Here is a 21,200-nt window from a genome sequence, read left to right as displayed (position 1 = left end):
GTGACGCCGATCACCCCTCCGAAACGGCGTGTTGACCTGGACATTTGTCCGACAATGCCCCTCACCTGCATCAACATGCGGGCTCAGGCCGCGCACGGGTGAATCACAGGTGTGACGAACGCCTCAGTCGTTACGGAGATGAAACCTTCCCGTAACCCMTTGTGCAGTCCCCGTACCGGTGCGAGCCTTGTGGAAGCAAGGAAACCCACCCCCGATCTCACGTCTAGATACGCGCGCCCTGACCCCCCGGGTGCCGCGCTGGCGTGTGCCTAGGAGATAAATCATGGATTGGCGCCACCGCGCATCGTGTCTCGACGAGGACCCGGAGCTGTTCTTCCCCATCGGGAACACCGGGCCCGCGCTGCTCCAGATCGACGAGGCGAAGGCCGTCTGCCGTCGCTGCCCCGTCGTGGACACGTGCCTCAAGTGGGCGATCGAGACCGGTCAGGACGCCGGTGTGTGGGGCGGGCTGTCCGAGGACGAGCGCCGCGCCCTCAAGCGTCGGACCGCGCGCCAGCGCCGCGCCAGCTGATCTCTCGCTCTGCCGTACCGGCCCCGTCACGTCGCACGTGGCGGGGCCGAGTCATGTCCGGCGCGGTGACGCGCCCGCGCGCACAGCTCAGATCAGCGAGCCCGCATCGCGAGGTGCGCGCAGCCTGGCCTCGATGACGACGGAGGTCCCGCCGCCCACGCGGCTCGCCCACTCGATGGTCCCGCGCATCTCGTTGGTCACGAGCGTCGAGACGATCTGCGTGCCCAGCCCGGTGCCGGCGCCCCGCTCGGTCGGCAGACCCGAGCCGTCGTCGGCCACCTCGACCCGCAGCTGGTCGTCCTGACGGTCGACGATGACCTCGACCGTCCCCGACTCCCGCCCGTCGAACCCGTGCTCGACCGCGTTGGTCACCAGCTCGGTGAGGATCAGGGCCAGCGCGGTCGCGTCCTCGGCGGGGATGGAGCCGAACGAGCCGCGCACGAGCGTGCGGACGTGCGCGCCCTCCGTGGCGACGTCGGCGGCGAGCCGCAGGCTGCGCCCGACCAGGTCGTCGAACGGCACGCTCTCGTCGAGCGTCTGCGACAGCGTCTCGTGCACCAGCGCGATGGTGGCCACCCGCCGCATCGCCTCCCCGAGCGCCTCCTTGGCCTCCGGAGAGTCGACGCGCCGCGACTGCAGCCGCAGCAGCGCGGCCACCGTCTGCAGGTTGTTCTTCACGCGGTGGTGGATCTCGCGGATCGTCGCGTCCTTGGTGATCAGCTCGCGCTCACGCCGGCGGAGCTCCGACACGTCGCGGCACAGCAGAACGGCGCCGACGCGCTGGCCGTGCTCGGTGAGGGGCACCGCGCGCAGGGAGAGGGCCACACCCCGCGCCTCGACGTCGACCCTCCACGGTGCCCGACCCATGAGCACCAGCGGCATCGACTCGTCGACGGTGTCGTGCTGTTCGATGAGCTCCGCGGTCACCTCGACCAGCGAGCGCCCCACGAGGTCGCCCACCACCCCGAGGCGGTGGAAGCAGGACAGGGCGTTGGGGCTGGCGTAGAGCACCTCGCCCTCGGAGTTGAGGCGGACGAGCCCGTCGCCGACGCGCGGGGCGCCGCGGCGCGGACCGGTCGGCGCGTCCGGGGCCGGGAACTCGCCGCGGCCCACCATGGCGAAGATGTCGTCGGCCGCCTCGACGTAGTTCAGCTCGAGCCGGCTGGGCGTCCGGGCGCCGCCGAGGTTGGTCTGCCGGGCGAGCACCGCGATCGCCTTGCCGCGCCGAACGACCGGCACGGCCTCCTCGCGGACCGCGTACGACCCGAACCAGCGCGGCTCGCGCGACCGCTGGGCCGCCCGCTCGTCGAGCGAACGCTGCAGCTGGGGTCGCTGGCCCTCGGGCGCGCTCGACCCGACGACGTCGTCGTAGTGCACGGTCGCGCCGGTCGAGGGCCGGCACTGGGCGATCGCGACGAAGTCGCCGTCCGTGGTGGGCAGCCAGAGCACCAGGTCGGCGAAGGCGAGGTCGGACAGCACCTGCCAGTCGCCGACGAGCAGGTGCAGCCACTCGAGGTCATGGGCGTCGAGCGCGGCATGACGAGCGGCGAGGGTGCTCAGCGTGGACACGGGGACCAGGGTAGGTGGAACCCGGGTTGTGCCGGACCGGAGAACCAGCGCGGGACGCCCAGGACGTGGGCAGATAACCTCGGACCACCACCTCGACCCTCGAAGGACCCGCCGTGCGACTGAGCGTGACGCTCGACCTGCCGACCGACGCCCGTGCCGCGGCCCGGCTGCTGGCCGACCCCGAGTACGTGCACGACAAGGTGCGCGCGACCGGCGCGCTCGAGCAGCACGTCGACGTCACGGGCTCAGCCGACGGGGCGTTCACCGTGACCACCCGCCGTGCCCTGCCCACCGAGCAGATCCCGTCGCACCTGCGCAGCTTCGTCGGGAACCGGATCGACGTGCGCCAGGTCGAGGCGTGGGAAGCGCCGGCCGCCGACGGGGCCCGGGTGGGAACCGTCGTCGTGGAGATCGCGGGTGCACCCGTGCGGCTCAGCGGGCGGACCTCGCTCACGCCGACGGCGGACGGGTCCACGGTCGTCGCGTACGACGGCGACCTGCGCGCGTCGGTGCCGCTGTTCGGCTCCGCGATCGAGCAGGCGACCGCGGGCGCGGTCCGCTCCGCGCTGACGGTCGAGCAGGATGTGGCGCGCCGATGGATCGCGGGTCACGGACCGGCGCCGCGGCCGTAACGATTCGGTAACACGGACCGGCGTCCAAAACGCTCTGACCTGCGGAAACACTGGTGTGGGATCGCTACCACACCAACGAGTCCACCGGCGCTCCTTGACACTGGAGGGGCTGCCGACGACAGTATCCGCAGCGCGTGGGAACGCTCCCGCATCACTGCGGATGGGAGCGCGACCATGCCGGGTCCACACGGCCCAGCCCGACGTCCGTCCGCGCCCCCTGCGGCGAGCGGCCGACGGGTGCCCTAGGGGTACGGCGAGGACGCCGTCCGACTGACAAGGGAGTCACAGTGCGCAAGACCACCAGCAAGATGTGGGCGGCCGCGGCGGGAGTCACGGGCATCGCCCTCCTCGCCACCGCTTGCTCCGGCAACTCGGACACGCCCTCCGACGAGGGTTCCGACGCCGGTTCGGAGAACATCACGCTCACGCTCGGCACGTTCAACGAGCCCGGCTACACGGACGAGATGTTCAAGGCCTACGAGGACGCCAACCCCGGCATCACGATCGAGAACAAGAAGGCCGCGACCTCGAACGAGGCCCGCGACAACCTCAACACGCGCCTCGCGTCGGGTTCGGGCGCCTCGGACGTCGAGATGATCGAGATCGACTGGCTCCCCGAGCTCATGCAGTACCCGGACAAGTTCGTCGACCTGACGGACCCGGCCCTCGACGGGCGCTGGCTCGACTGGAAGGTCGCGCAGGCCACGACGCCTGACGGCGTCCTGCTCGGCTACGGCACCGACATCGGCCCCGAGGCCATCGCGTACCGCTCCGACCTGTTCGCCGCCGCCGGTCTGCCGACCGACCGCGCGGCCGTCGCCGAGCTGCTCGGTGGCAAGGACGCCACGTGGGACAAGTACTTCGAGGTGGGCAAGCAGTACACGGGCGCCACGGGCAAGCCCTTCTTCGACTCCGCTGGTGCCATCTACCAGGGCATGATCAACCAGGTCGAGAACGCCTACGAGGACAAGGACGGCACGGTCATCGCCGCCACGAACCCCGAGGTGAAGGACATCTACGACGCCGTCACCACGGCCTCGGTCACCGACAACCTGTCGGCTCACTTCAGCCAGTGGACTGACGACTGGGTGGCCTCGTTCCAGAACGACGGCTTCGCGACCATGCTGGCGCCGGGCTGGATGCTCGGTGTCATCGAGGGCAACTCGGCCGGCGTGACCGGCTGGGACATCGCGGACGTCTTCCCCGGCGGCGCCGGCAACTGGGGCGGCTCGTTCATGACGGTCCCCGCCCAGGGCAAGCACGCCGAGGAGGCGAAGAAGTTCGCCGCCTGGCTGACGGCTCCGGAGCAGCAGCTCCAGGCCTACAAGAACAAGGGCACGTTCCCGAGCCAGACCGAGGCGCTGTCCTCGGACGAGCTGCTCAGCTCCACGAACGCGTTCTTCAACAACGCCCCGGCCGGCCAGATCCTGGCCAACCGCGCCGTGGGCATCGTCGCCCCCTTCAAGGGCCCGAACTACTTCGCCGTCAACGACGCGATGCAGTCGGCTCTGACCGAGGTCGACGTCAATGGTGGTGACACCGCTGCTCAGTGGGACACCTTCGTGGGCGCGGTCAACGCTCTCGGCTGACCCTAGCCAGGGGCCGGGCCGATGGGTCACCCAWCGGCCCGGCCCCGCCAGCGTAGGCTCCTTGCCCACCAGCACGAAGGACTCCTGATGGTCACCTCCACCACCCCGCCTCAGCTGGACCGTCCGCAGCCTGGCCCCGAGCGCCTGCCGCGCCGGGTCGGGTTCAGCCAGACCCTCGGTCGCTGGGACGTCAAGGTCTCGCCCTACCTCTACATCTCCCCGTTCTTCCTGCTGTTCGCGCTGACGGGCCTCTTCCCGCTCGCCTACACCGCCGTCGTGTCGCTCCACGACTGGAACCTCATCGGTGGCAAGGGCGACTTCGTCGGGCTGCAGAACTACCTCTTCGTCCTCCAGGAGCCCAACTTCTGGAAGAGCATCCGCAACACGTTCAGCATCTTCTTCCTGTCGACGGTCCCCCAGCTGATCATCGCGATCGTGCTCGCGGCCCTCCTCGACGCGAACCTGCGTGCCCGGACGTTCTGGCGCATGGGCGTGCTCCTGCCGTACGTCGTGGCGCCGGTCGCGGTCAGCCTCATCTTCGGCAAGCTGTTCGCCGACAAGTACGGTCTCGTCAACACGGTGCTCGGCTACATCGGCATCGACCCGATCCGCTGGCACGCGGACATCTTTGCCAGCCACGTCGCCATCGCCACGATGGTCGACTTCCGCTGGACCGGGTACAACACCCTCATCCTGCTGGCCGCGATGCAGGCGATCCCGCGCGACCTGTACGAGGCCGCCGTTCTCGACGGTGCCACGCGCGTCCGGCAGTTCTTCTCGGTCACGGTCCCGATGCTGCGGCCGACGATCATCTTCGTCGTCATCACGTCGACCATCGGCGGACTGCAGATCTTCGACGAGCCGCGCCTGTTCGACCAGACCGGCCAGGGTGGCCCGAGCCGCCAGTGGATGACGACGACCATGTACATCTACGAGCTGGGCTGGGGCAACCAGAAGAGCTTCGGACGAGCGTCCGCGGTCGCCTGGATCCTGTTCCTGATCATCGTGCTGATCGGCATCATCAACTTCTCGATCACGCGGCGGATCTCGTCCGACACCTCGTCAAAGCGGAAGAAGGTCTCCCGATGAGCGCCCCCTCGCTGCCGGTCATCCGGCAGACCGCCGGCCGCGGCGCCGCGCGTGCCGCCGGGCGCAGCCGCTCCACGGCCGCAGGCTCCGATCGTCGTCCGGGCTGGGTCACGTACACCCTGCTCGCTGTCGCCATCGTCCTGGCGATCGCGCCGCTGTACTACGCGTTCCTGCTCGCGTCGTCGAACTCGGCGTACATCGCGCAGCACCCGATCCCGTCGCTGATCCCGCAGGGAGAGTTCTTCACCAACGTCGGCAAGGTGCTGAACGGCGACATCCAGTTCTGGAAGGCGCTCACGAACTCGATCCTCGTCGGCACGATCACCGCGCTCTCCGTGGTGCTGTTCTCGACGCTGGCCGGTTTCTCGTTCTCGAAGCTGCGCTTCAAGGGGCGCAACGCCCTGCTCGTGTTCGTCATCGCCACCACGGCCGTGCCGACGCAGCTGGGCATCGTCCCGCTGTTCATCCTCATGTCCCAGCTCGGCTGGACCGGCAAGCTCATCGCCGTCATCGTCCCGGGGCTGGTCACCGCGTTCGGTGTCTTCTGGATGACGCAGTACCTCGAGTCGGCGCTGCCCTACGAGCTGGTCGAGGCCGCGCGCGTCGACGGCGCCTCGATGATCCGGACCTTCTGGCACATCGCCCTCCCGGCGGCGCGCCCGGCGGCCGTCATGCTCGGCCTGTTCACGTTCGTCGCCTCGTGGACGAACTTCTTCTGGCCGTTCATCGTCCTCGGACCGCAGAACCCGACGCTCCCGGTGGCCATCCAGCTGCTCCAGGCGTCCTACTTCAAGGACATGTCCCTGATCATGGCGGGCGTCACCGTCTCCACCATCCCGCTGATCATCCTGTTCTTCGTCGCGGGCCGTCAGCTCGTGGCCGGCATCATGCAGGGCGCGGTCAAGGGCTGAGCCCCGCAGACTGTCCCTCAGCAGGTACCTGACGTCGCGGTCGTCGCCGACCCGAGGTCCGGCAGACGACAGGGCGGGGTGCTCCCCGGCACCCCGTCCTCCGTCACCAGCTCGTCATCGCTGCTCCGGCAGCCACAGGAGGGAAGACCAACGGTGGTCGACAACATCCCGGTCCACGTGGACCCTGCGCGGCCCCCCGCGCCGACGCTCGAGCAGGTCGCCGAGCGCGCAGGTGTCTCGCGCTCGACAGCCTCTCGCGCCATCAACGGCGGGCTGCGCGTGTCTCCCGAGGCCCTCGCCTCGGTCGAGGCCGCGGTCGCCGACCTCGGCTACACACCGAACCGCGCCGCCCGCTCGCTCGTCACCAAGCGCACCGACTCCATCGCGCTCGTCGTCCCCGAGCCGGACGAACGGGTGCTGTCGGACCCGTTCTTCGCCGGCACGCTCAACGGCCTGAGCACCTCGCTCGCCGACTCCGACATGCAGGTGGTCCTCGTGATCGCCCGCCCCGGTGAGAGCGAGCGGACGGTGCGCTACCTGCGCAACGGGCACGTCGACGGAGCGATCGTGGTGTCCCACCACGCCAACGACGAGCTCGACCGGGCGCTGCAGATCTCGCACGTGCCCAACGTCTTCGTCGGCCGGCCGCTGTCCGCCGACGAGCGCGACGTCCAGTACGTCGACACCGACAACGTCGAGGGCGGCCGCCTGGCCACCCAGCACCTCATCGACCGGGGGTGCCGGCGCATCGGCACCATCGCCGGTCCGGCCGACATGTCCGCCGGCATCGACCGTCTCACGGGGTGGCGGAACGCCATGCACACGGCCGGGATGGCCGACGACGCGGTCGTGCACGGCGACTTCACGATGGCCTCGGGCACGATCGCCGCGCGCGAGCTTCTGACGCGGTACCCCGACATCGACGCGATCTTCATCGCCTCCGACCTCATGGCCGCGGGCGCGCTGACCGTGCTGGCGGAGCACGGGCGGGAGGTCCCCGGGGATGTCGCCGTCGTCGGGTACGACAACCTGGGCGTCGCGGCGTCGACCACCCCGCCGCTCACCAGCGTCATCCAGCCCGTCGTCGCCATGGCGCGGGCCGCCGGCGCGCGGCTGCTCGACCAGCTCAACGGCGCGCCCCCGTCGCCGCCGCTGATCTTCGCCCCCGAGCTGGTCATCAGGGCCTCGGCGTAGCGGGAGCGCCAGACGGACGCGAGGGCCCGGTGGGTGATCCCACCGGGCCCCCGCGCGTCCCGCACACGGGTCGGCCGCGGCGCGCGACGCCCCTCGATCAGGCGCCGCTGGCCCCCGGCGGAACGTGCCCGAAGCGGTGCAGCGTGCGGCTCACGGCCTGCTCCCGGACGACCGTGAGCAGCTCCCGGGCGCCGCTGGCCAGCACCGGCCCGTCGAGCACGGTGACCTCGCCGACGCGCGTGGCCGCCGCCTCCCGCAGCCCGGGTGCCGACCCGATCACCCGCACCCGCCCGGTGATGGCGCCCGTGCGGACGAGGTCCGCGAAGTCCGCGTGGGACTGCGCGGCGGCGTCGCTCACCGTCACCGGGACCCCGGCCGTGGACGCGGCGTGCCGCACGCGCGCGACGTCCCGGTCGCGGGCGTCCGACCCCACCCGCAGCACGAGGCCGGGGACCGGTCGGTAGCGCAGGATGTTCGCCTCGACGCGCAGGCCGGACGGGTCGTGCTCGACGGCGAGGTCGTCGGCCCACACGCGCGCGTCGTCCCGCGCGGCCCACGCGAGCCAGCCGGCGTCGTCCTGCGGGACCTCGGGTGCGTCCTGCCACCGGCCGATCTGCGCGACGTAGTGCGGTCCCCCGGCCTTGGCGCCGGGGCCGACGGCCGACGCCTTCCAGCCGCCGAACGGCTGCCGCCGCACGATCGCCCCGGTGATGTGCCGGTTCACGTAGGCGTTGCCCACCTCGACGCGCTCCAGCCAGTGGTCGATCTCGGCCTCGTCGAGGGAGTGCAGACCGCCCGTCAGGCCGAACGCGACGGCGTTCTGCAGGTCGATCGCCTCGTCGAGGGTCTCCACGCGCATGATGCCGAGCACGGGCCCGAAGCACTCCGTGGTGTGGAACCACGAGCCGGGGGCGACGCCGTGCTTCACCCCGGGGCTCCACAGCCGGCCCTCGTCGTCGAGCTGCCGCGGCTGCACGAGCCACGCCTCCCCCGCGTCGAGGGTCGTCAGCGCCCGCAGCAGCTTGCCCGACGCCGGCTCCGTGAGCGGTCCGACGGCGGTGCCGAGGTCGGTCGACGGCCCGACGCGCAGGGACGAGACGGCGTCCGCCAGCTGGCGGCGCAGGCGGTCCGACCGACCGGCGGAGCCGACGAGGATCGCGAGCGAGGCGGCGGAGCACTTCTGGCCCGCGTGCCCGAACGCGCTACGGACCAGGTCGGCGACGGCCAGGTCCACGTCTGCCGACGGGGTGATGACCAGCGCGTTCTTGCCGGACGTCTCGGCGAGGACGTCCAGGTCGGAGCGCCACCCGGCGAACAGCCGGGCGGTCTCGATCGATCCGGTGAGGACCACCCGGGCGACGTCGGGGTGGGTGATCAGGCGCCGCCCGACGTCTCCCTCTGGGCTCAGCACGACGGTGAGGATCCCGGCGGGTGCCCCGGCGGCGTCGAGACCGCGCTGGATCGCCGCCATCGCCGCCCGACCGCAGCGCGGCGTCTGCGGGGCGGGCTTGACCAGCACCGGGCTCCCGGCGGCCAGCGAGGCGAGCACCGACCCGACCGGGATGGCCACGGGGAAGTTCCACGGCGGGGTGACCACGGTGAGCCCGTCGGGCCGGTGCACGGCGCCGGGCACGACGCCGTCGGCGAGGTCCGCGGCGCGGTCGGCGTAGTAGCGCGCGAAGTCGACGGCCTCGCTCACCTCGGGGTCGGCCTCGGCGACGGTCTTGCCGGCCTCGTGGACCATCGTGGCGACCAGGTCGGCCCGCGCGTCCTCGAGCGCGACGGCGACGGCGTGCAGGGCGCGGGCACGCTCCGCCGGCGGCGTCGCGGCCCAGGCGGGCAGCGCGGCGGCCGCCTGCGCGACCACAGCATCGACCTCGTCGGTCGTCGTGACCTCGATCGCCCCGTCCGGCGTCGGCACGTCGCGGTCCACGATCCCCCGCGCCCACGCGCGGGCCACCCCGACCGCGGGGTCGGTGTCGGGCGAGTTCGCGAAGCCGCCGGTGCTCGGGGCGTCGGCGAACGGTCGGGCCGCGCGGCGGGCGGCGGTCGACGGCTCGTCGCGGTCGCGGAAGGCCACGCGGAACGCCTCCTCCTGCGCGTCCATGGCCTCGCCCGGGGCGAAGAGCGCGTGCAGGAAGTTCTGGCTGGCCGAGTTCTCCTCGAGGCGGCGCACCAGGTAGGAGATGGCGACGTCGAAGTCGTCGCGCGCGACCACGGGCGTGTAGAGCAAGACCGCGCCGACCTCGTCGCGGACCGCGCGCGCCTGGGCGGGTGCCATGCCCTGCAGCATCTCGATGTCGAGGGCCTCCGCGACGCCGCGCTGCTGGGCGATCAGGTGTGCGGCCGCCACGTGGAAGAGGTTGTGGCTGGCCACGCCGACCCGCAGCGCCGACGTCCGGGTCGGGTCGAGCGCGCGGTCCACCAGGCGCAGGTACGCCGCGTCGACCTCGGCCTTCGATCCGTACGGCGCCTGCGGCCAGCCGTGCAGCTCCGACTCCACCTGCTCCATCGCCAGGTTGGCGCCCTTGACCAGCCGGACCTTGAGCCGCGCGCCGCCCGCCTCCCGGCGCTCCTGTGCGATGGCCGTGAGCTCGTCCAGCGCGTCCGCCGCGTCGGGCAGGTAGGCCTGCAGCACGATGCCCGCCTCCGCGTCGAGGAGCTCCGGGTCCGACACCAGCCGCTCGAACACCCGCAGCGTCAGCGTGAGGTCGCGGTACTCCTCCATGTCCAGGTTGAGGAAGGTGCCGTGGCGCGCCGCGGTCAGATAGAGCGGCCGCAGTCGCTCCACCACCCGGCCGACGCTCCCCTCGGTGTCCCACGTCGACAGCTGGCTGGCCACGGCCGACACCTTGACGGAGACGTAGTCGACGTCGGGCCGCTCGACGAGGGCCTGCACCCGCGCCAGCCGCGCGGTCGCCTCCCGTTCCCCGAGGACCGCCTCGCCGAGCAGGTTGAGGTTGAGCCGGAAGCCCTCCGCCCGGGTCGCGGCGAGGTGCTTGGCCAGGCCCGGGCCGTCGTCGGCGACGAGGTGGCCCACGAGGCTGYGGAGCCGCTGCCGGGCGGCGGGGACGACCACGTCKGGCAGCACGGGCGCCACCAGCGCGCCGACGCCGAGCATCGCCCGGTCGAGCGGGCCGAGGAAGCCGGAGGCCGCGCCCGACGTCAGACCGGCGAGCTCGCGCGCCGCCACCCGCACGTCCTGCGGGCGCGCCACCCGGTCGACGAACCGCACCGCGAGCTCGAGCCCCGCGGGATCGGCGACGAGGGCCGCGAGCCGACCGGTGGTCCGCCGCTCCGTGGCCGTCTGGCCCTCCGCCGTCGCCGAGAGCCAGCTGCGGGCCAGCCGGACCGCGTCCTCGGTGACGTCGTCTGTCGTCGACATGGGTGCTCCTCGTCCTGGGTGGTGGACCGGGTCTCGGCCCGAGGCCAGTCTCTGCTGTCGCCGACGTCCGTGCGACGTCCGTCGCCCGGTTGCGTGCCGACGCGTCGATGAGCGCCCCGGCGGCTCCGTAGTCAAGCCCGTCGCAGGCTCGTTCGTCCTGTTCGCGCCACATCGTCCTGCCCGCCCCTCGGACACGCCCGGCTCGCTCCTCGGGCCTGACGTGCGCGCGGGCCTCGCGGTGACAAGGTGAGCACGTGACGGACCTCACAGCGGAGACCCCGCAGCAGACCACGCCCCTCGCCACCGCCCAGGCACAGCTCGCCGGGGCCGTCGAGATCCTCGGCTACCCCGAGGGGCTCCACCGCATGCTCGCCACACCCCGGCGCGAGATGAACGTCGCTGTCCCCCTGCGTCGGGACAACGGCGACATCGAGCTCTTCACCGGGTACCGCGTGCAGCACAACATCTCCCGCGGCCCGGGCAAGGGCGGGCTGCGCTACTCGGCTTCCGTCGACGTCGACGAGGTGCGGGCGCTCGCCATGTGGATGACCTGGAAGTGTGCCGTCGTCGACGTGCCCTACGGCGGCGCCAAGGGCGGCGTCACCATCGACCCCCGGCTGTACTCCCAGGCCGAGCTGGAGCGCGTGACGCGGCGCTACACCAGCGAGATCATGCCGATCATCGGGCCGGAGCGGGACATCATGGCGCCGGACGTCGGCACCAACGAGCAGACCATGGCCTGGGTCATGGACACCTACTCGGTGAACCTCGGCTACACCATCCCCGCCGTGACCACCGGCAAGCCCCTGGCGGTCGGCGGCTCGCTCGGGCGCGCGACGGCGACGTCCCGCGGCGTCGTGCACTCGGCGGCCGCCGCGCTCGGTGACGCGGGCGTCCGGCTCGACGAGGTCAGCGCCGCGGTGCAGGGCTTCGGCAAGGTCGGCTCGCACGCCGCGCGGTTCCTGTACGACGCCGGCACCCGGGTGGTCGCGGTCAGCGACGAGCAGGGCGGGGTGAGGAACAGCGACGGCCTGGACGTCGTCGCCCTGTTCCGGCACGTGGAGGCGACCGGCACGGTCACGGGCTTCGAGGGCGGCTCGCCGATCGACAACGCCGAGCTCCTCGCCCTCGACGTCGACGTGCTCATCCCGGCGGCCGTCGAGGGCGTGCTCGACGCCGAGGCCGCCGGACGGGTCAAGGCGCGCTGGGTGGTCGAGGCCGCCAACGGACCGACGACGCACGACGGCGACCGGGTGCTGGCCGAGCGCGGCGTGGTCGTCGTGCCCGACATCCTGGCGAACGCCGGCGGCGTCGTCGTGTCGTACTTCGAGTGGGTGCAGGCCAACCAGGCCTACTGGTGGACCGAGCAGGAGATCGAGGACCGCCTCGAGCACCGCATGGTGTCGGCGCACCGGTCGGTCGCCGCCCTCGCGGGGGCGGAGGGCATCTCGCTGCGCGACGCCGCCCTGACCATCGGGGTGCGCCGCGTCGCCGAGGCGCACCAGATCCGGGGTCTCTACCCCTGATCCCGTGCACGGGAGTACGGACGGGGGCCCGAGTGTTGCTGACGAGGTGACTCGTCCGAACCCCGTGCCCCTGTCCGTGCTCGACACCTCGCCCGTCGCCGTCGGACAGTCGTCCGGTGACGCGCTCGCCGCGACGACCGCCCTGGCCCGCGCCGCCGACGCCGCGAGGTACGCGCGGTTCTGGGTGGCGGAGCACCACGCGATGCCCGCGGTCGCCTCCACGTCGCCCGGCGTCCTGCTCGCCCACCTCGCCGCGGCGACGGGGCGCATCCGCGTCGGCTCCGGCGGCGTCATGCTGCCCAACCACCCCACGCTCGTGGTGGCCGAGCAGTTCGCGATGCTCGAGGCGCTGCACCCGGGTCGCATCGACCTCGGCATCGGCCGCGCCCCCGGCGCCGACCCGATGACCGCGGCCGCCCTGCGGCGCACGGTCGAAGGCCTCGGTGCCGAGGACTTCCCGGGCGAGGTCGTCGACGTCCTCGCCCTGCTTGGGCAGCAGCTGCCGGGCCGTTCGCCGTCCCTGCGGGCCACCCGGCTGTCCGCCACGCCGTCCGCGACGTCGACGCCGCAGGTCTGGCTGCTGGGCTCCAGCTCGTTCAGTGCCGAGCTGGCTGGCTCACTGGGCCTCCCGTTCAGCTATGCGCACCACTTCAACACGGGTCACACCCTCGAGGCTGCTGCCGCCTACCGCCGCGCCTTCCGCCCGTCGCCCGTGCTCGACGCGCCCCACCTCATGATCTCCGCGTCGGTCCTGGTCGCCGACTCCGACGACGAGGCCGCCTACCTGTCCGGTCCCAGCCGCGTCATGGCCCTGTCGCTGCGCACCGGCCGGCCGCTCGGGCCGATCGTGTCCCCCGAGGACGCCGCTCGTGAGCTCGCCGCGCTCGACCCCGTCGCCGCCGCCGACTTCTTCGCACGCGTCCCCGGCACCCAGGTCGCCACGACCGCCGACCGCGCCGTCGAGGAGCTCGCCGCACTGGTGGAGCGCACCGGCGCCGACGAGCTCATGATCACCGGGACCGCCTACGACGTGGCCACGCGCGTGCACACCCTGACGCAGGTGGCCGAGCGCTGGCCGGGGCTCGCGGTCGCCGCCTGACGCCGGTCAGACGGGCCGGTCGCCCGCGGTCGGGTCCCTGACCAGGCGGGCGGACCCGGCGCCGGCCAGCGCCAGGGTCTGGTCGTCGGGCGTCGTCACCGTGAGCGGTTCGCCCAGCAACCGGAACACCTGCTGCTCGCAGGCCATGGCGTCCGGCGGCCCCGCCATGAGCGTCGAGACGACGGGGCCGAAGGTCAACGTGTCGCCGGCCAGCTCCCACGTGCCCCGGACCCGGTTCACGCCCGCCATCCCGAACACGACGCCGTCACCGTCGAACGTCAGCCACGGCGTGGCGCGTCGGGGCCCCTCGACCTCGGCGCCCTCGAGCGCGGTGAACCGCCAGGTACCCGCCAGATCGACCATCCCTCGATGATGTCACCGACAGCTCAGCCTCGGGGCTGGCGGTCCGCCCAGGTCTCGAGCGTCACGCGCGGGCCGGTGTAGAACGGGACCTCCTCGCGCACGTGCAGGCGTGCGTCGGTGGCGCGCAGGTCACGCATCAGGTCGACGATCCGGTGCAGCTCCGGCGCCTCGAAGGCGAGGATCCACTCGTAGTCGCCGAGCGCGAACGCCGAGACCGTGTTGGCGCGGACGTCGGCATACCCGCGGGCCGCCTGACCGTGCTCGACGAGCATCCGACGGCGGTCGTCCTCGGGCAGCACGTACCAGTCGTACGACCGGACGAACGGGTACACGGTCATGTAGTCGCCGGCCGGCTCGCCCGCGAGGAACGCGGGCACGTGCGACCGGTTGAACTCGGCCGGCCGGTGCAGGCCGACCACCGACCACACGGGCAGCAGGTGGCGTCCGAGGTCGCTGGCGCGCAGCCGCTGGTAGGCGCCCTGCACCTCCTCGATCGTCTCCGCGTGCCACCACACCATGAGGTCCGCGTCCGCCCGCAGCCCGGCGACGTCGTACCAGCCACGGATCACGAGCCCGTCGTCGGCGACCGCGGCCTGCGCCGCGGCGATGAGCTCGGCGCGCTCGTCGTCGTCCTCGGGCAGCACCTCCTMGAGCGCGAAGACGGTCCACATCGTGTACCTGACGGTGGCGTTGAGGGTCTCGGGATCGTGCGTCATCGCGGGTGCTCCAAGGTGAGGGGTCAGGACCAGGGGTCGGTCGAGCAGGCGGCGGGGATGCCGGTGGGCTGGCCGGCGCGCATCTGGCAGCAGCCCGGGCGGCACACGGACCGCCACGGGGGCAGGTCGCCGACCGTCGCCTCGTCCACGGGTCGGGCGGCGGCGTCGGCCGCGACGTCATCCGTCACGGGCGCCGCGCCGGACGCGTCGTCATGCCGGGCCAGCGCGGCCCGCTCAAGCACGAGGTCGACGAGCCCGCGGACGAACGGCTGCCGGGTCCCGACGGTGTCCGCGCGGACGGCGGCGAGCCCGAGCTCCGCGGCCGTCGCCAGCGCCTCGGTGTCGAGGTCGAACGCGACCTCCATGTGGTCCGAGACGAAGCCGATGGGCGACAGCACCACGGCCTGCACGCCCTCGGCCGCGAGCGCGGCCAGGTGGTCGTTGACGTCGGGCTCGAGCCAGGGCTGGGTGGGCGGGCCGGAGCGCGAGCAGTACGTGAGGTCCCACGTCACGGGCCGACCCAGTCGCTGCTCGACCGCGGCGGCGACCGTGGCCGCGACGTCGCGGTGCTGCGCGCCGTAGGACGCGCCGCTGACCGTCGACGCCTCCTCCATCGTGTCCGGGATGGAGTGCGTGACGAACACCAGGCGGCCGTCGCTGCCCAGCGACTCGAACGCCTCGGTCACCGCGTCGACGTTCGCCTGCACAAACCCGGGGTGGTTGAAGTAGGAGCGCACCTTGTCGACGACCAGCGGGTGCTCGCCCTCGCCGAGCCCCACGTCGAGGCCGAGCTCGTCGAGCGACGCCCAGAGGTTCTCGCGGTACTGGCGGCAGCCGGAGTACGAGGAGTAGGCGCTGGTCACCAGCGCGACCATCCGCCGGGCGCCGTCGGCGTGCGCCGCCGCCAGGGCGTCGCGGGTGTACGGCTCCCAGTTGCGGTTGCCCCACAGGACCGGCAGGTCGATCCCCCGCCGGGCGAGCTCGTCGACGAGCGCCTTCTGCAGCGCGAGGTTCTGCCCGTTGATCGGGCTGGCCCCGCCGAAGTGGTGGTAGTGCTCGGCCACGACGGCCAGCCGCTCGTCCGGGATGCCCTTGCCGGCCGTCACGTTGCGCAGGAACGGCAGCACGTCGTCGGGACCGTCGGGGCCGCCGAACGAGAACAGCAGCAGCGCGTCGTACGGGGCGACGGGGCTGGTCTCGGACGAGGGCGTACGGGTGCTCACGGCAGTGTCAGGGGCCACCGTCCGATCATCGCACCGGCCGCGCGGCACCCCCGTGGCGAGCGGCCCGAGCGGCCCGTGAGATTGTCGAGACGCGGTGTCAGAAAGCGCCGACGCGTCGGGACGGGCGAACGCGGCGGACGCTCAGCCCTTGACCGCTCCCCCGAGCCCGGCGCCCCGCAGGAACATGCGCTGGAAGACCAGGAACATGAGGATCGGGATGACGGTCGCGATGGCGTAGGCGGCCATCAGCGTGCCCTTGTCGGTCGTCGCCTCCAGCGACGGCAGCCGCACGGACAGCGGCTGCAGGTCCGGGTTGCGCAGGACCAGCAGCGGCCAGAGGAAGTCCTTCCAGGACGCGATGACCGCGAACACGGACACCACGCCGAGGATCGGCTTGCTCATGGGCAGCACGATCGACCAGAAGAGCCGGAACGGCCCGGCGCCGTCCACGCGCGCGGCCTCGAAGATCTCGCGCGGCAGGTTGTCGAAGAACCGGGCGACCAGGACGACGTTGAACGCGCTGGCGCCCGCGGGGAGCCACACCGCCCAGTACGAGTTGACCAGCGAGTGATCGATCAGGGGCGGGTGCAGGATGATCAGGTAGAGCGGCACCAGCAGGACGACGGCCGGCACGAACAGGGTCGCGAGGACGAGTCCCTGGGCGTAGCGGGCCCACCGCGGCCGCAGCACCGAGAGCACGAACCCGCCGGTCGTCGCGACCAGCATCTGCGAGGCCCACGACCCCGCCGCCAGCACGACGGTGTTGACGAAGTACTTGCTGATGTTGATGTCGTACCAAGCCTCGTACAGGTTCGACCACTTGACGCCGTTCGGGAAGATCGCGAGCGGGGTACGCAGGATGTCCTGCGTCGGCGTGACGGCGAACTTGGCAAGCAGCAGGAGCGGCCCGACGCACCAGACGATGAGCAGGATGAGCAGGAGCACGTGCATCGTGTTCCAGGTGCGCCGTACGCGGGGCCGTCGCCAGTCGGAGGTGGAGACCGCGGTGCGGTCCTCCTCGGGAGGTGGCGTCTTCACGCCCTCGGCGGGTCCGGTCGGGACGTCGGCGGGCAGCACCGCCTCCGGCAGGGACGGGGTGGTCGTCGTCACGAGGTGCTCCAGCTGCGCGTGAGGCGGAAGTAGATCAGGGACATCACGGCGAGGAACACGGCGAGCATGAGCGACAGCGCCGTCGCCATGCCGTAGTTCCCGCCGAGGCTGTTCTGGAACGCGTACCGGTACACCAGCAGGAGCACGGAGATCGTCGCGTTCGCGGGACCACCGCCGGTGAACAGGTACGGCTCGAGGAACACCTGAGCGGTCCCGATGATCTGCAGGATGAAGGTGATGAGCAGGACGCCGCGCAGCTGCGGCATCGTGACGTGCCAGATCTTGCCCCAGACCGAGGCGCCGTCGACCTCGGCGGCGTCGTACAGCTCGGTGGGCACGGAGGTCAGCGCGGCGAGGTAGATGATCACGGTGCCGCCGGCCGCGGCCCAGGTGGCCTCCAGCACGAGGGACGGCATGGCCGACGTCGCGCTCTGCAGCCAGGGTTGGGGCGGTATCCCGACGTAGCCGATGATCGTGTTGAACACGCCCTCGGGCCGCGGGTCGTAGAAGAACTTCCAGAGCAGGACGGCGACCACCGGCGGGACGACGACGGGCAGGTAGGCCAGGGCCGAGTAGAGGCCCTTGGCGCGGCGCACCTCGCTCATGAGGACCGCGGCGATGAGCGGCACGGGGTACCCGAAGATGAGCGCCAGCAGCGCGAAGTAGGCGGTGTTGCGGACGGCCATCGGCAGCACGGGGTCGGCGAACACCCTCTGGAAGTTCTCGAGCCCCACCCACGACGTGACGATGAGGTTCGTCTTCTGGAAGCTCATCACGACGGCCTTGACGATGGGCGCCCAGGAGAACACCCCGAAGATCACCAGCATCGGCAGCGCGAACACGAGGGTGCTCAGCCCGCCACCGCGGACCCACGTGGCCGGGGAACGTCTCCTCGTCGGTCGCTCGACGACGGTGTCGGAGGTCATGCGGTCCTTCTCTCGGTACAGATCGTCAGGAACGTGCGATCGGGAGACGGCGGGATGCCCGGTCCGGGGACGGACCCGGACCGGGCACCCCGCACCACGTCAGCCGGCCTGGTCGATGAGGTCCTGCGACTGCGTGTTCGCGTCGGCCAGGAGCTTGTCCAGGTCGACGCTGGGGTCGGTCATCACGGCCTGCACGATCGGGAACAGCAGCCCGTAGGTCTCCTGCGTCGCGCGAGCAGCCTCAGGGATGACGGGCTGGGTGAACATGACGTCGGTGTAGCCCGTCATGTGGTCGAGCGGGACGTTGACGTAGTCCTTGATCCAGCCGAGCGACGTCTCGTACTGTTCCTTGCTGAAGATCGGGAGCGTCGGGGTGCCCACGGCCTGCGGGGGCGTCTGCTCCGCGAGGATCTTGGCGTCCGCCACGGCCTGGTCCTGGTCGACCAGCTTGGACAGGTACCAGAAGTCGATCCACTTGACGGCGGCGTCCTTCTCCTCGTCCGACGCCTGCGGCGCGACGGCGGCGTACGTGCCACCGCCGAGCGTGCCCGAGTCGTCGCCCTCGTTCGGGAGCGCGGTGAGCCCGTAGTCCAGGTTGTCCGCGGTGACCCCGTTGTTCTGCACGAGAGCGGTGTAGATGTCGGAGCCCGAGGTGTACATGGCGAACTGCCCGGCGGCGAAGCCCTCGTTGATGTCGCCCCAGCCCAGCTGGGAGTTCTCCAGCAGCGAGCCGTCCGTCTTGAGGTCGCCCAGGAACTGCAGCGACTCCTTGACGGCGGGGTCCGTCAGCGTGGCCTTGTACTTGTCGCCGTCCAGCACCTGGGTGCGGCCGCCGCGCGAGTAGGCCGCGGCGGTCAGCTGCCAGCCACCCGCGTTGTCTAGCGCCATCATGGCGTAGCCCGGCACGCCGGTCTTGTCGTGGATGGTCTTGGCGTCCGCCCGGACCTCGTCCCACGTCGTCGGCGGCTTGTCGGGGTCGAGCCCGGCGTCCGTGAACAGCTTGCGGTTGTAGTGCAGCGCGACGGCGTAGATGGACTTGGCCGGGACCGCGTACACCTTCCCGTCGTCGCTCAGGCCGGCCGCGAGGACCTCCTTGTTGAAGTCGTTCGCGTACGAGAGCTTCTTGACCTGCTCGTCGATGTCGGCGATCTGGCCGTTCTGGATGAGCACCTTGGTGTCCGTCGCCGGCACCTCGAAGACATCGGGCAGGGTGCCACCGGCGAGGTCGGCCGCGAAGGTCGACGCGAGCCAGTTGTACTCCTGCGTCTCGATCTTGATGTCGGGGTACTTCTCCTCGAACTGCTTGACGCGCTCGTTCAGCGCGTCGACAGCCGTCTGCTCGGCGCCGGGCTGCAGGCCGGCGACCGTGATGGAGACCTGGTCGCCTCCGGCCGACGACGAGTCGCCCGAGGGCGTGTCGTCGCTGCACGCGGCCAGCAGGCCGATCGAGAGCACACCGGCCATGGTGAGCGCGGTGGTGCGTGAGGACCTCATCGTCACTCCTTCGTGAGGGAACGCTCCTGACAGAGTGCCAGGTCGCGATCGGGTTCTGCGGTCGGGATCAGTGCGGGTCGAGCTGTGGTGCGGTCGGGTCAGGCGGGGGTGCGCAGCCACGCGGCGGTGTCGCGCGGCAGCAGACCTGCGTCGAGCGGGGAGCTCGCGAGCAGGACGTCGGTGTGGGCGGGCAGGACGGCGGGTTCGTCGCCCAGGTTGACGATGCACACGAGGTCGCCACGGGCGAACGCGAGCACGTCGTCGGCGGAGTCGATCCACGTCATCGGTCCGTCGCCCAGGGCGGGCTCGGACCGACGGATCGCCAGCAGGTCGCGGTAGAGGTGCAGGGTCGACGCGGGGTCGGCCTCCTGCGCCGCGACGGTCAGGTCCGCCCAGGCGGCCGGCTGCGGCAGCCAGGGCTGCGCGGCGGTGCCGTCGGGGCTGAATCCGTAGGGGGCCGACGAGCCGGCCCAGGGCATCGGCACGCGGCAGCCGTCGCGGCCCGGGTCGACGCCCTCGGAGCGGAAGTGCATCGGGTCCTGCAGCACGTCCAGCGGCAGGTCCTCGACCTCGGGCAGCCCGAGCTCGTCACCCTGGTAGAGGTACAGCGAGCCCGGCAGGGCCGCCGTGAGCAGGGCGGCGGCGCGAGCCCGGCGCAGGCCGACGGTCAGGTCGGTCGGCGTGCCGAACCGCTTGGCCATGAACGAGAACGACGTGTCGTCGCGCCCGTACCGAGTGACCGGCCGCGTGACGTCGTGGTTCGAGAGCACCCAGGTGGCCGGCGCCCCGACGGGGCCGTGCGCGGCCAGCGTGATGTCGATCGACTCCCGCATCTCCTTGGCGTCCCAGGGGCGCGCCATGAAGTCGAAGTTGAACGCCGTGTGCATCTCGTCGGGACGCAGGTACTGCGCGAAGCGCACCTTGTCCTGCAGCCAGACCTCGCCGACGAGCACGCGCGTGCCCTCGTACGAGTCGGCGACCGCGCGCCAGCCCCGGTAGACGTCGTGCAGCTCGTCGCGGTCGACGTGCGGGTGCGCACCCGGTCCCGGCTGCGGCGGGACCTCGGGCAGCGACGCGTCCTTGACCAGCAGCGCGGCCGAGTCGATGCGGATGCCGGCGACACCCCGGTCGAACCAGAACCGGAGCACCGACTCGAACTCCTCGACCACCTCCGGGTGCGACCAGTTCAGGTCGGGCTGCTGCGGCGCAAAGAGGTGCAGGTACCACTCGCCCGGGGTGCCGTCGGGGTTCGTCGTGCGCGTCCACGTGCTGCCCTGGAAGTCGGAGACCCAGTGCGTGGGGATCTGCTCGCCCTGCTCGCCCTTGCCGGGGTGGAACCAGAACCGCTCACGCTCCGGCGAGCCGGGCCCGGCGGCCAGGGCGGCCTGGAACCACTCGTGCTGGTCGGACACGTGGTTGGGGACGACGTCAATGATGGTCCGGATACCGAGGGCGAGCGCCTCGTCGATGACCTGCTCGGCCTCCTCCAGCGTGCCGAACGCCGGGTCGATGGCGCGGTAGTCGGCCACGTCGTACCCGCCGTCCGCGAGCGGGGACACGTACCAGGGCGTCACCCAGATCGCGTCGACCCCGAGGTCCCGCAGGTACGGCAGGTGCGCCCGCAGGCCCGCCAGGTCGCCGGTGCCGTCGCCGTTCCCGTCGGCGAAGCTGCGCGGGTAGACCTGGTAGATCACTGCGCCACGCCACCACTGCGGGTCGGTCTGCGGCTGAGCCTGCGCCACTGCGGTCTCGTCTCTCGTGGGCCGTCGTCGTCGACGGGCCGGTTGTCCGGTCTCGGCGGCCGCGACGTGCTGCGCGGCCCGGAGGACCACCGCGAGACGT

17 protein-coding genes are annotated in these 21,200 nt (G+C 71.8%); 8 read left to right on the top strand and 9 right to left on the bottom strand.

The window, feature by feature from the left end; translation table 11 throughout:
- The first annotated feature begins 283 nt into the window (after window positions 1-283).
- Window positions 284-532, top strand: coding sequence for a WhiB family transcriptional regulator (locus tag AC1DYZ_RS09055; protein WP_118768014.1), 249 nt, complete (start codon window positions 284-286; stop codon window positions 530-532).
- An 87-nt stretch (window positions 533-619) separates the two neighbouring features.
- On the opposite strand, the gene AC1DYZ_RS09050 is transcribed toward AC1DYZ_RS09055, so the two are convergent.
- Entirely contained in the window at window positions 620-2,101 is a 1,482-nt protein-coding gene (locus AC1DYZ_RS09050; RefSeq protein WP_477064876.1) for a sensor histidine kinase, read from the bottom strand.
- Window positions 2,102-2,214: 113 nt separating this feature from the next.
- Here AC1DYZ_RS09050 and AC1DYZ_RS09045 point away from each other — a divergent pair, with 113 nt between their 5' ends.
- The 5 genes from AC1DYZ_RS09045 to AC1DYZ_RS09025 all read left to right on the top strand — a co-directional run bounded on the left by AC1DYZ_RS09045 (window position 2,215) and on the right by AC1DYZ_RS09025 (window position 7,516).
- Complete coding sequence (locus tag AC1DYZ_RS09045; RefSeq protein WP_477064875.1) at window positions 2,215-2,733, top strand: DUF2505 domain-containing protein; 519 nt, start codon at window positions 2,215-2,217, stop codon at window positions 2,731-2,733.
- A gap of 287 nt (window positions 2,734-3,020) precedes the next feature.
- Window positions 3,021-4,322 carry an ABC transporter substrate-binding protein gene (locus tag AC1DYZ_RS09040; protein WP_477064874.1) on the top strand — a complete coding sequence of 434 codons (1,302 nt, stop codon included), beginning with the start codon at window positions 3,021-3,023 and terminating at the stop codon, window positions 4,320-4,322.
- A gap of 87 nt (window positions 4,323-4,409) precedes the next feature.
- On the top strand, window positions 4,410-5,411 hold the full coding sequence (locus AC1DYZ_RS09035; protein ID WP_477064873.1) for a carbohydrate ABC transporter permease: 1,002 nt from the start codon (window positions 4,410-4,412) through the stop codon (window positions 5,409-5,411).
- Entirely contained in the window at window positions 5,408-6,322 is a 915-nt protein-coding gene (locus AC1DYZ_RS09030) for a carbohydrate ABC transporter permease (RefSeq protein WP_477064872.1), read from the top strand. The genes AC1DYZ_RS09035 and AC1DYZ_RS09030 overlap by 4 nt, the downstream gene beginning before the upstream one ends.
- Window positions 6,323-6,475: 153 nt before the next feature.
- A complete protein-coding gene (locus tag AC1DYZ_RS09025) occupies window positions 6,476-7,516 on the top strand; it encodes a LacI family DNA-binding transcriptional regulator (RefSeq protein ID WP_477064871.1) in 1,041 nt (346 codons plus the stop codon).
- 97 nt (window positions 7,517-7,613) lie between these two features.
- On the opposite strand, the gene AC1DYZ_RS09020 is transcribed toward AC1DYZ_RS09025, so the two are convergent.
- The gene (locus tag AC1DYZ_RS09020; RefSeq protein ID WP_477064870.1) at window positions 7,614-10,901 is read right to left on the bottom strand and encodes a proline dehydrogenase family protein; all 3,288 of its coding nucleotides are present in this window, start codon (window positions 10,899-10,901) and stop codon (window positions 7,614-7,616) included.
- A 254-nt stretch (window positions 10,902-11,155) separates the two neighbouring features.
- On the opposite strand from AC1DYZ_RS09020, the gene AC1DYZ_RS09015 reads away from it, so the two are divergent.
- Together AC1DYZ_RS09015 and AC1DYZ_RS09010 are read left to right on the top strand one after the other, a co-directional pair.
- Window positions 11,156-12,427: a Glu/Leu/Phe/Val family dehydrogenase gene (locus AC1DYZ_RS09015; RefSeq protein ID WP_477064869.1), complete on the top strand. Its 1,272-nt coding sequence runs from the start codon at window positions 11,156-11,158 to the stop codon at window positions 12,425-12,427.
- Window positions 12,428-12,473: 46 nt separating this feature from the next.
- Window positions 12,474-13,526 (top strand): MsnO8 family LLM class oxidoreductase, encoded by a 1,053-nt coding sequence (locus tag AC1DYZ_RS09010; RefSeq protein ID WP_477064868.1) that lies wholly within the window; start codon window positions 12,474-12,476, stop codon window positions 13,524-13,526.
- A 6-nt stretch (window positions 13,527-13,532) separates the two neighbouring features.
- On the opposite strand, the gene AC1DYZ_RS09005 is transcribed toward AC1DYZ_RS09010, so the two are convergent.
- From AC1DYZ_RS09005 to AC1DYZ_RS08975, 7 genes are all read right to left on the bottom strand, one after another.
- On the bottom strand, window positions 13,533-13,889 hold the full coding sequence (locus AC1DYZ_RS09005) for an META domain-containing protein (RefSeq protein ID WP_477064867.1): 357 nt from the start codon (window positions 13,887-13,889) through the stop codon (window positions 13,533-13,535).
- Between the two features lie 23 nt (window positions 13,890-13,912).
- On the bottom strand, window positions 13,913-14,605 hold the full coding sequence (hemQ, locus tag AC1DYZ_RS09000) for a hydrogen peroxide-dependent heme synthase (RefSeq protein WP_477064866.1): 693 nt from the start codon (window positions 14,603-14,605) through the stop codon (window positions 13,913-13,915).
- 23 nt (window positions 14,606-14,628) lie between these two features.
- The gene (locus tag AC1DYZ_RS08995; RefSeq protein ID WP_477064865.1) at window positions 14,629-15,846 is read right to left on the bottom strand and encodes a ferrochelatase; all 1,218 of its coding nucleotides are present in this window, start codon (window positions 15,844-15,846) and stop codon (window positions 14,629-14,631) included.
- A 123-nt stretch (window positions 15,847-15,969) separates the two neighbouring features.
- Entirely contained in the window at window positions 15,970-16,938 is a 969-nt protein-coding gene (locus tag AC1DYZ_RS08990) for a carbohydrate ABC transporter permease (RefSeq protein ID WP_477064864.1), read from the bottom strand.
- Window positions 16,935-17,864: a carbohydrate ABC transporter permease gene (locus AC1DYZ_RS08985; protein WP_477064863.1), complete on the bottom strand. Its 930-nt coding sequence runs from the start codon at window positions 17,862-17,864 to the stop codon at window positions 16,935-16,937. Before AC1DYZ_RS08985 ends, AC1DYZ_RS08990 begins: the two co-directional genes overlap by 4 nt.
- A 99-nt stretch (window positions 17,865-17,963) precedes the next feature.
- Entirely contained in the window at window positions 17,964-19,358 is a 1,395-nt protein-coding gene (locus AC1DYZ_RS08980) for an ABC transporter substrate-binding protein (protein ID WP_477064862.1), read from the bottom strand.
- A 98-nt stretch (window positions 19,359-19,456) separates the two neighbouring features.
- Entirely contained in the window at window positions 19,457-21,100 is a 1,644-nt protein-coding gene (locus AC1DYZ_RS08975) for a glycoside hydrolase family 13 protein (RefSeq protein WP_477064861.1), read from the bottom strand.
- Window positions 21,101-21,200: the final 100 nt, after the last annotated feature.

Source organism: Cellulomonas sp. P1_C4, from assembly GCF_056406355.1.
The sequence above is the reverse complement of the archived record's forward strand: the minus strand, read 5'-3'. Positions and strand labels throughout refer to the sequence as shown.

Excerpts from the sequence above, each read along its gene's own strand:
- AC1DYZ_RS09055 (WP_118768014.1), top strand. The coding sequence starts at position 284 with ATGGATTGGCGCCACCGCGCATCGTGTCTCGACGAGGACCCGGAGCTG.
- AC1DYZ_RS08985 (WP_477064863.1), bottom strand. The coding sequence starts at position 17,864 with ATGACCTCCGACACCGTCGTCGAGCGACCGACGAGGAGACGTTCCCCG.
- AC1DYZ_RS09035 (WP_477064873.1), top strand. The coding sequence starts at position 4,410 with ATGGTCACCTCCACCACCCCGCCTCAGCTGGACCGTCCGCAGCCTGGC.
- AC1DYZ_RS08980 (WP_477064862.1), bottom strand. The coding sequence starts at position 19,358 with ATGAGGTCCTCACGCACCACCGCGCTCACCATGGCCGGTGTGCTCTCG.
- AC1DYZ_RS09030 (WP_477064872.1), top strand. The coding sequence starts at position 5,408 with ATGAGCGCCCCCTCGCTGCCGGTCATCCGGCAGACCGCCGGCCGCGGC.
- AC1DYZ_RS09005 (WP_477064867.1), bottom strand. The coding sequence starts at position 13,889 with ATGGTCGATCTGGCGGGTACCTGGCGGTTCACCGCGCTCGAGGGCGCC.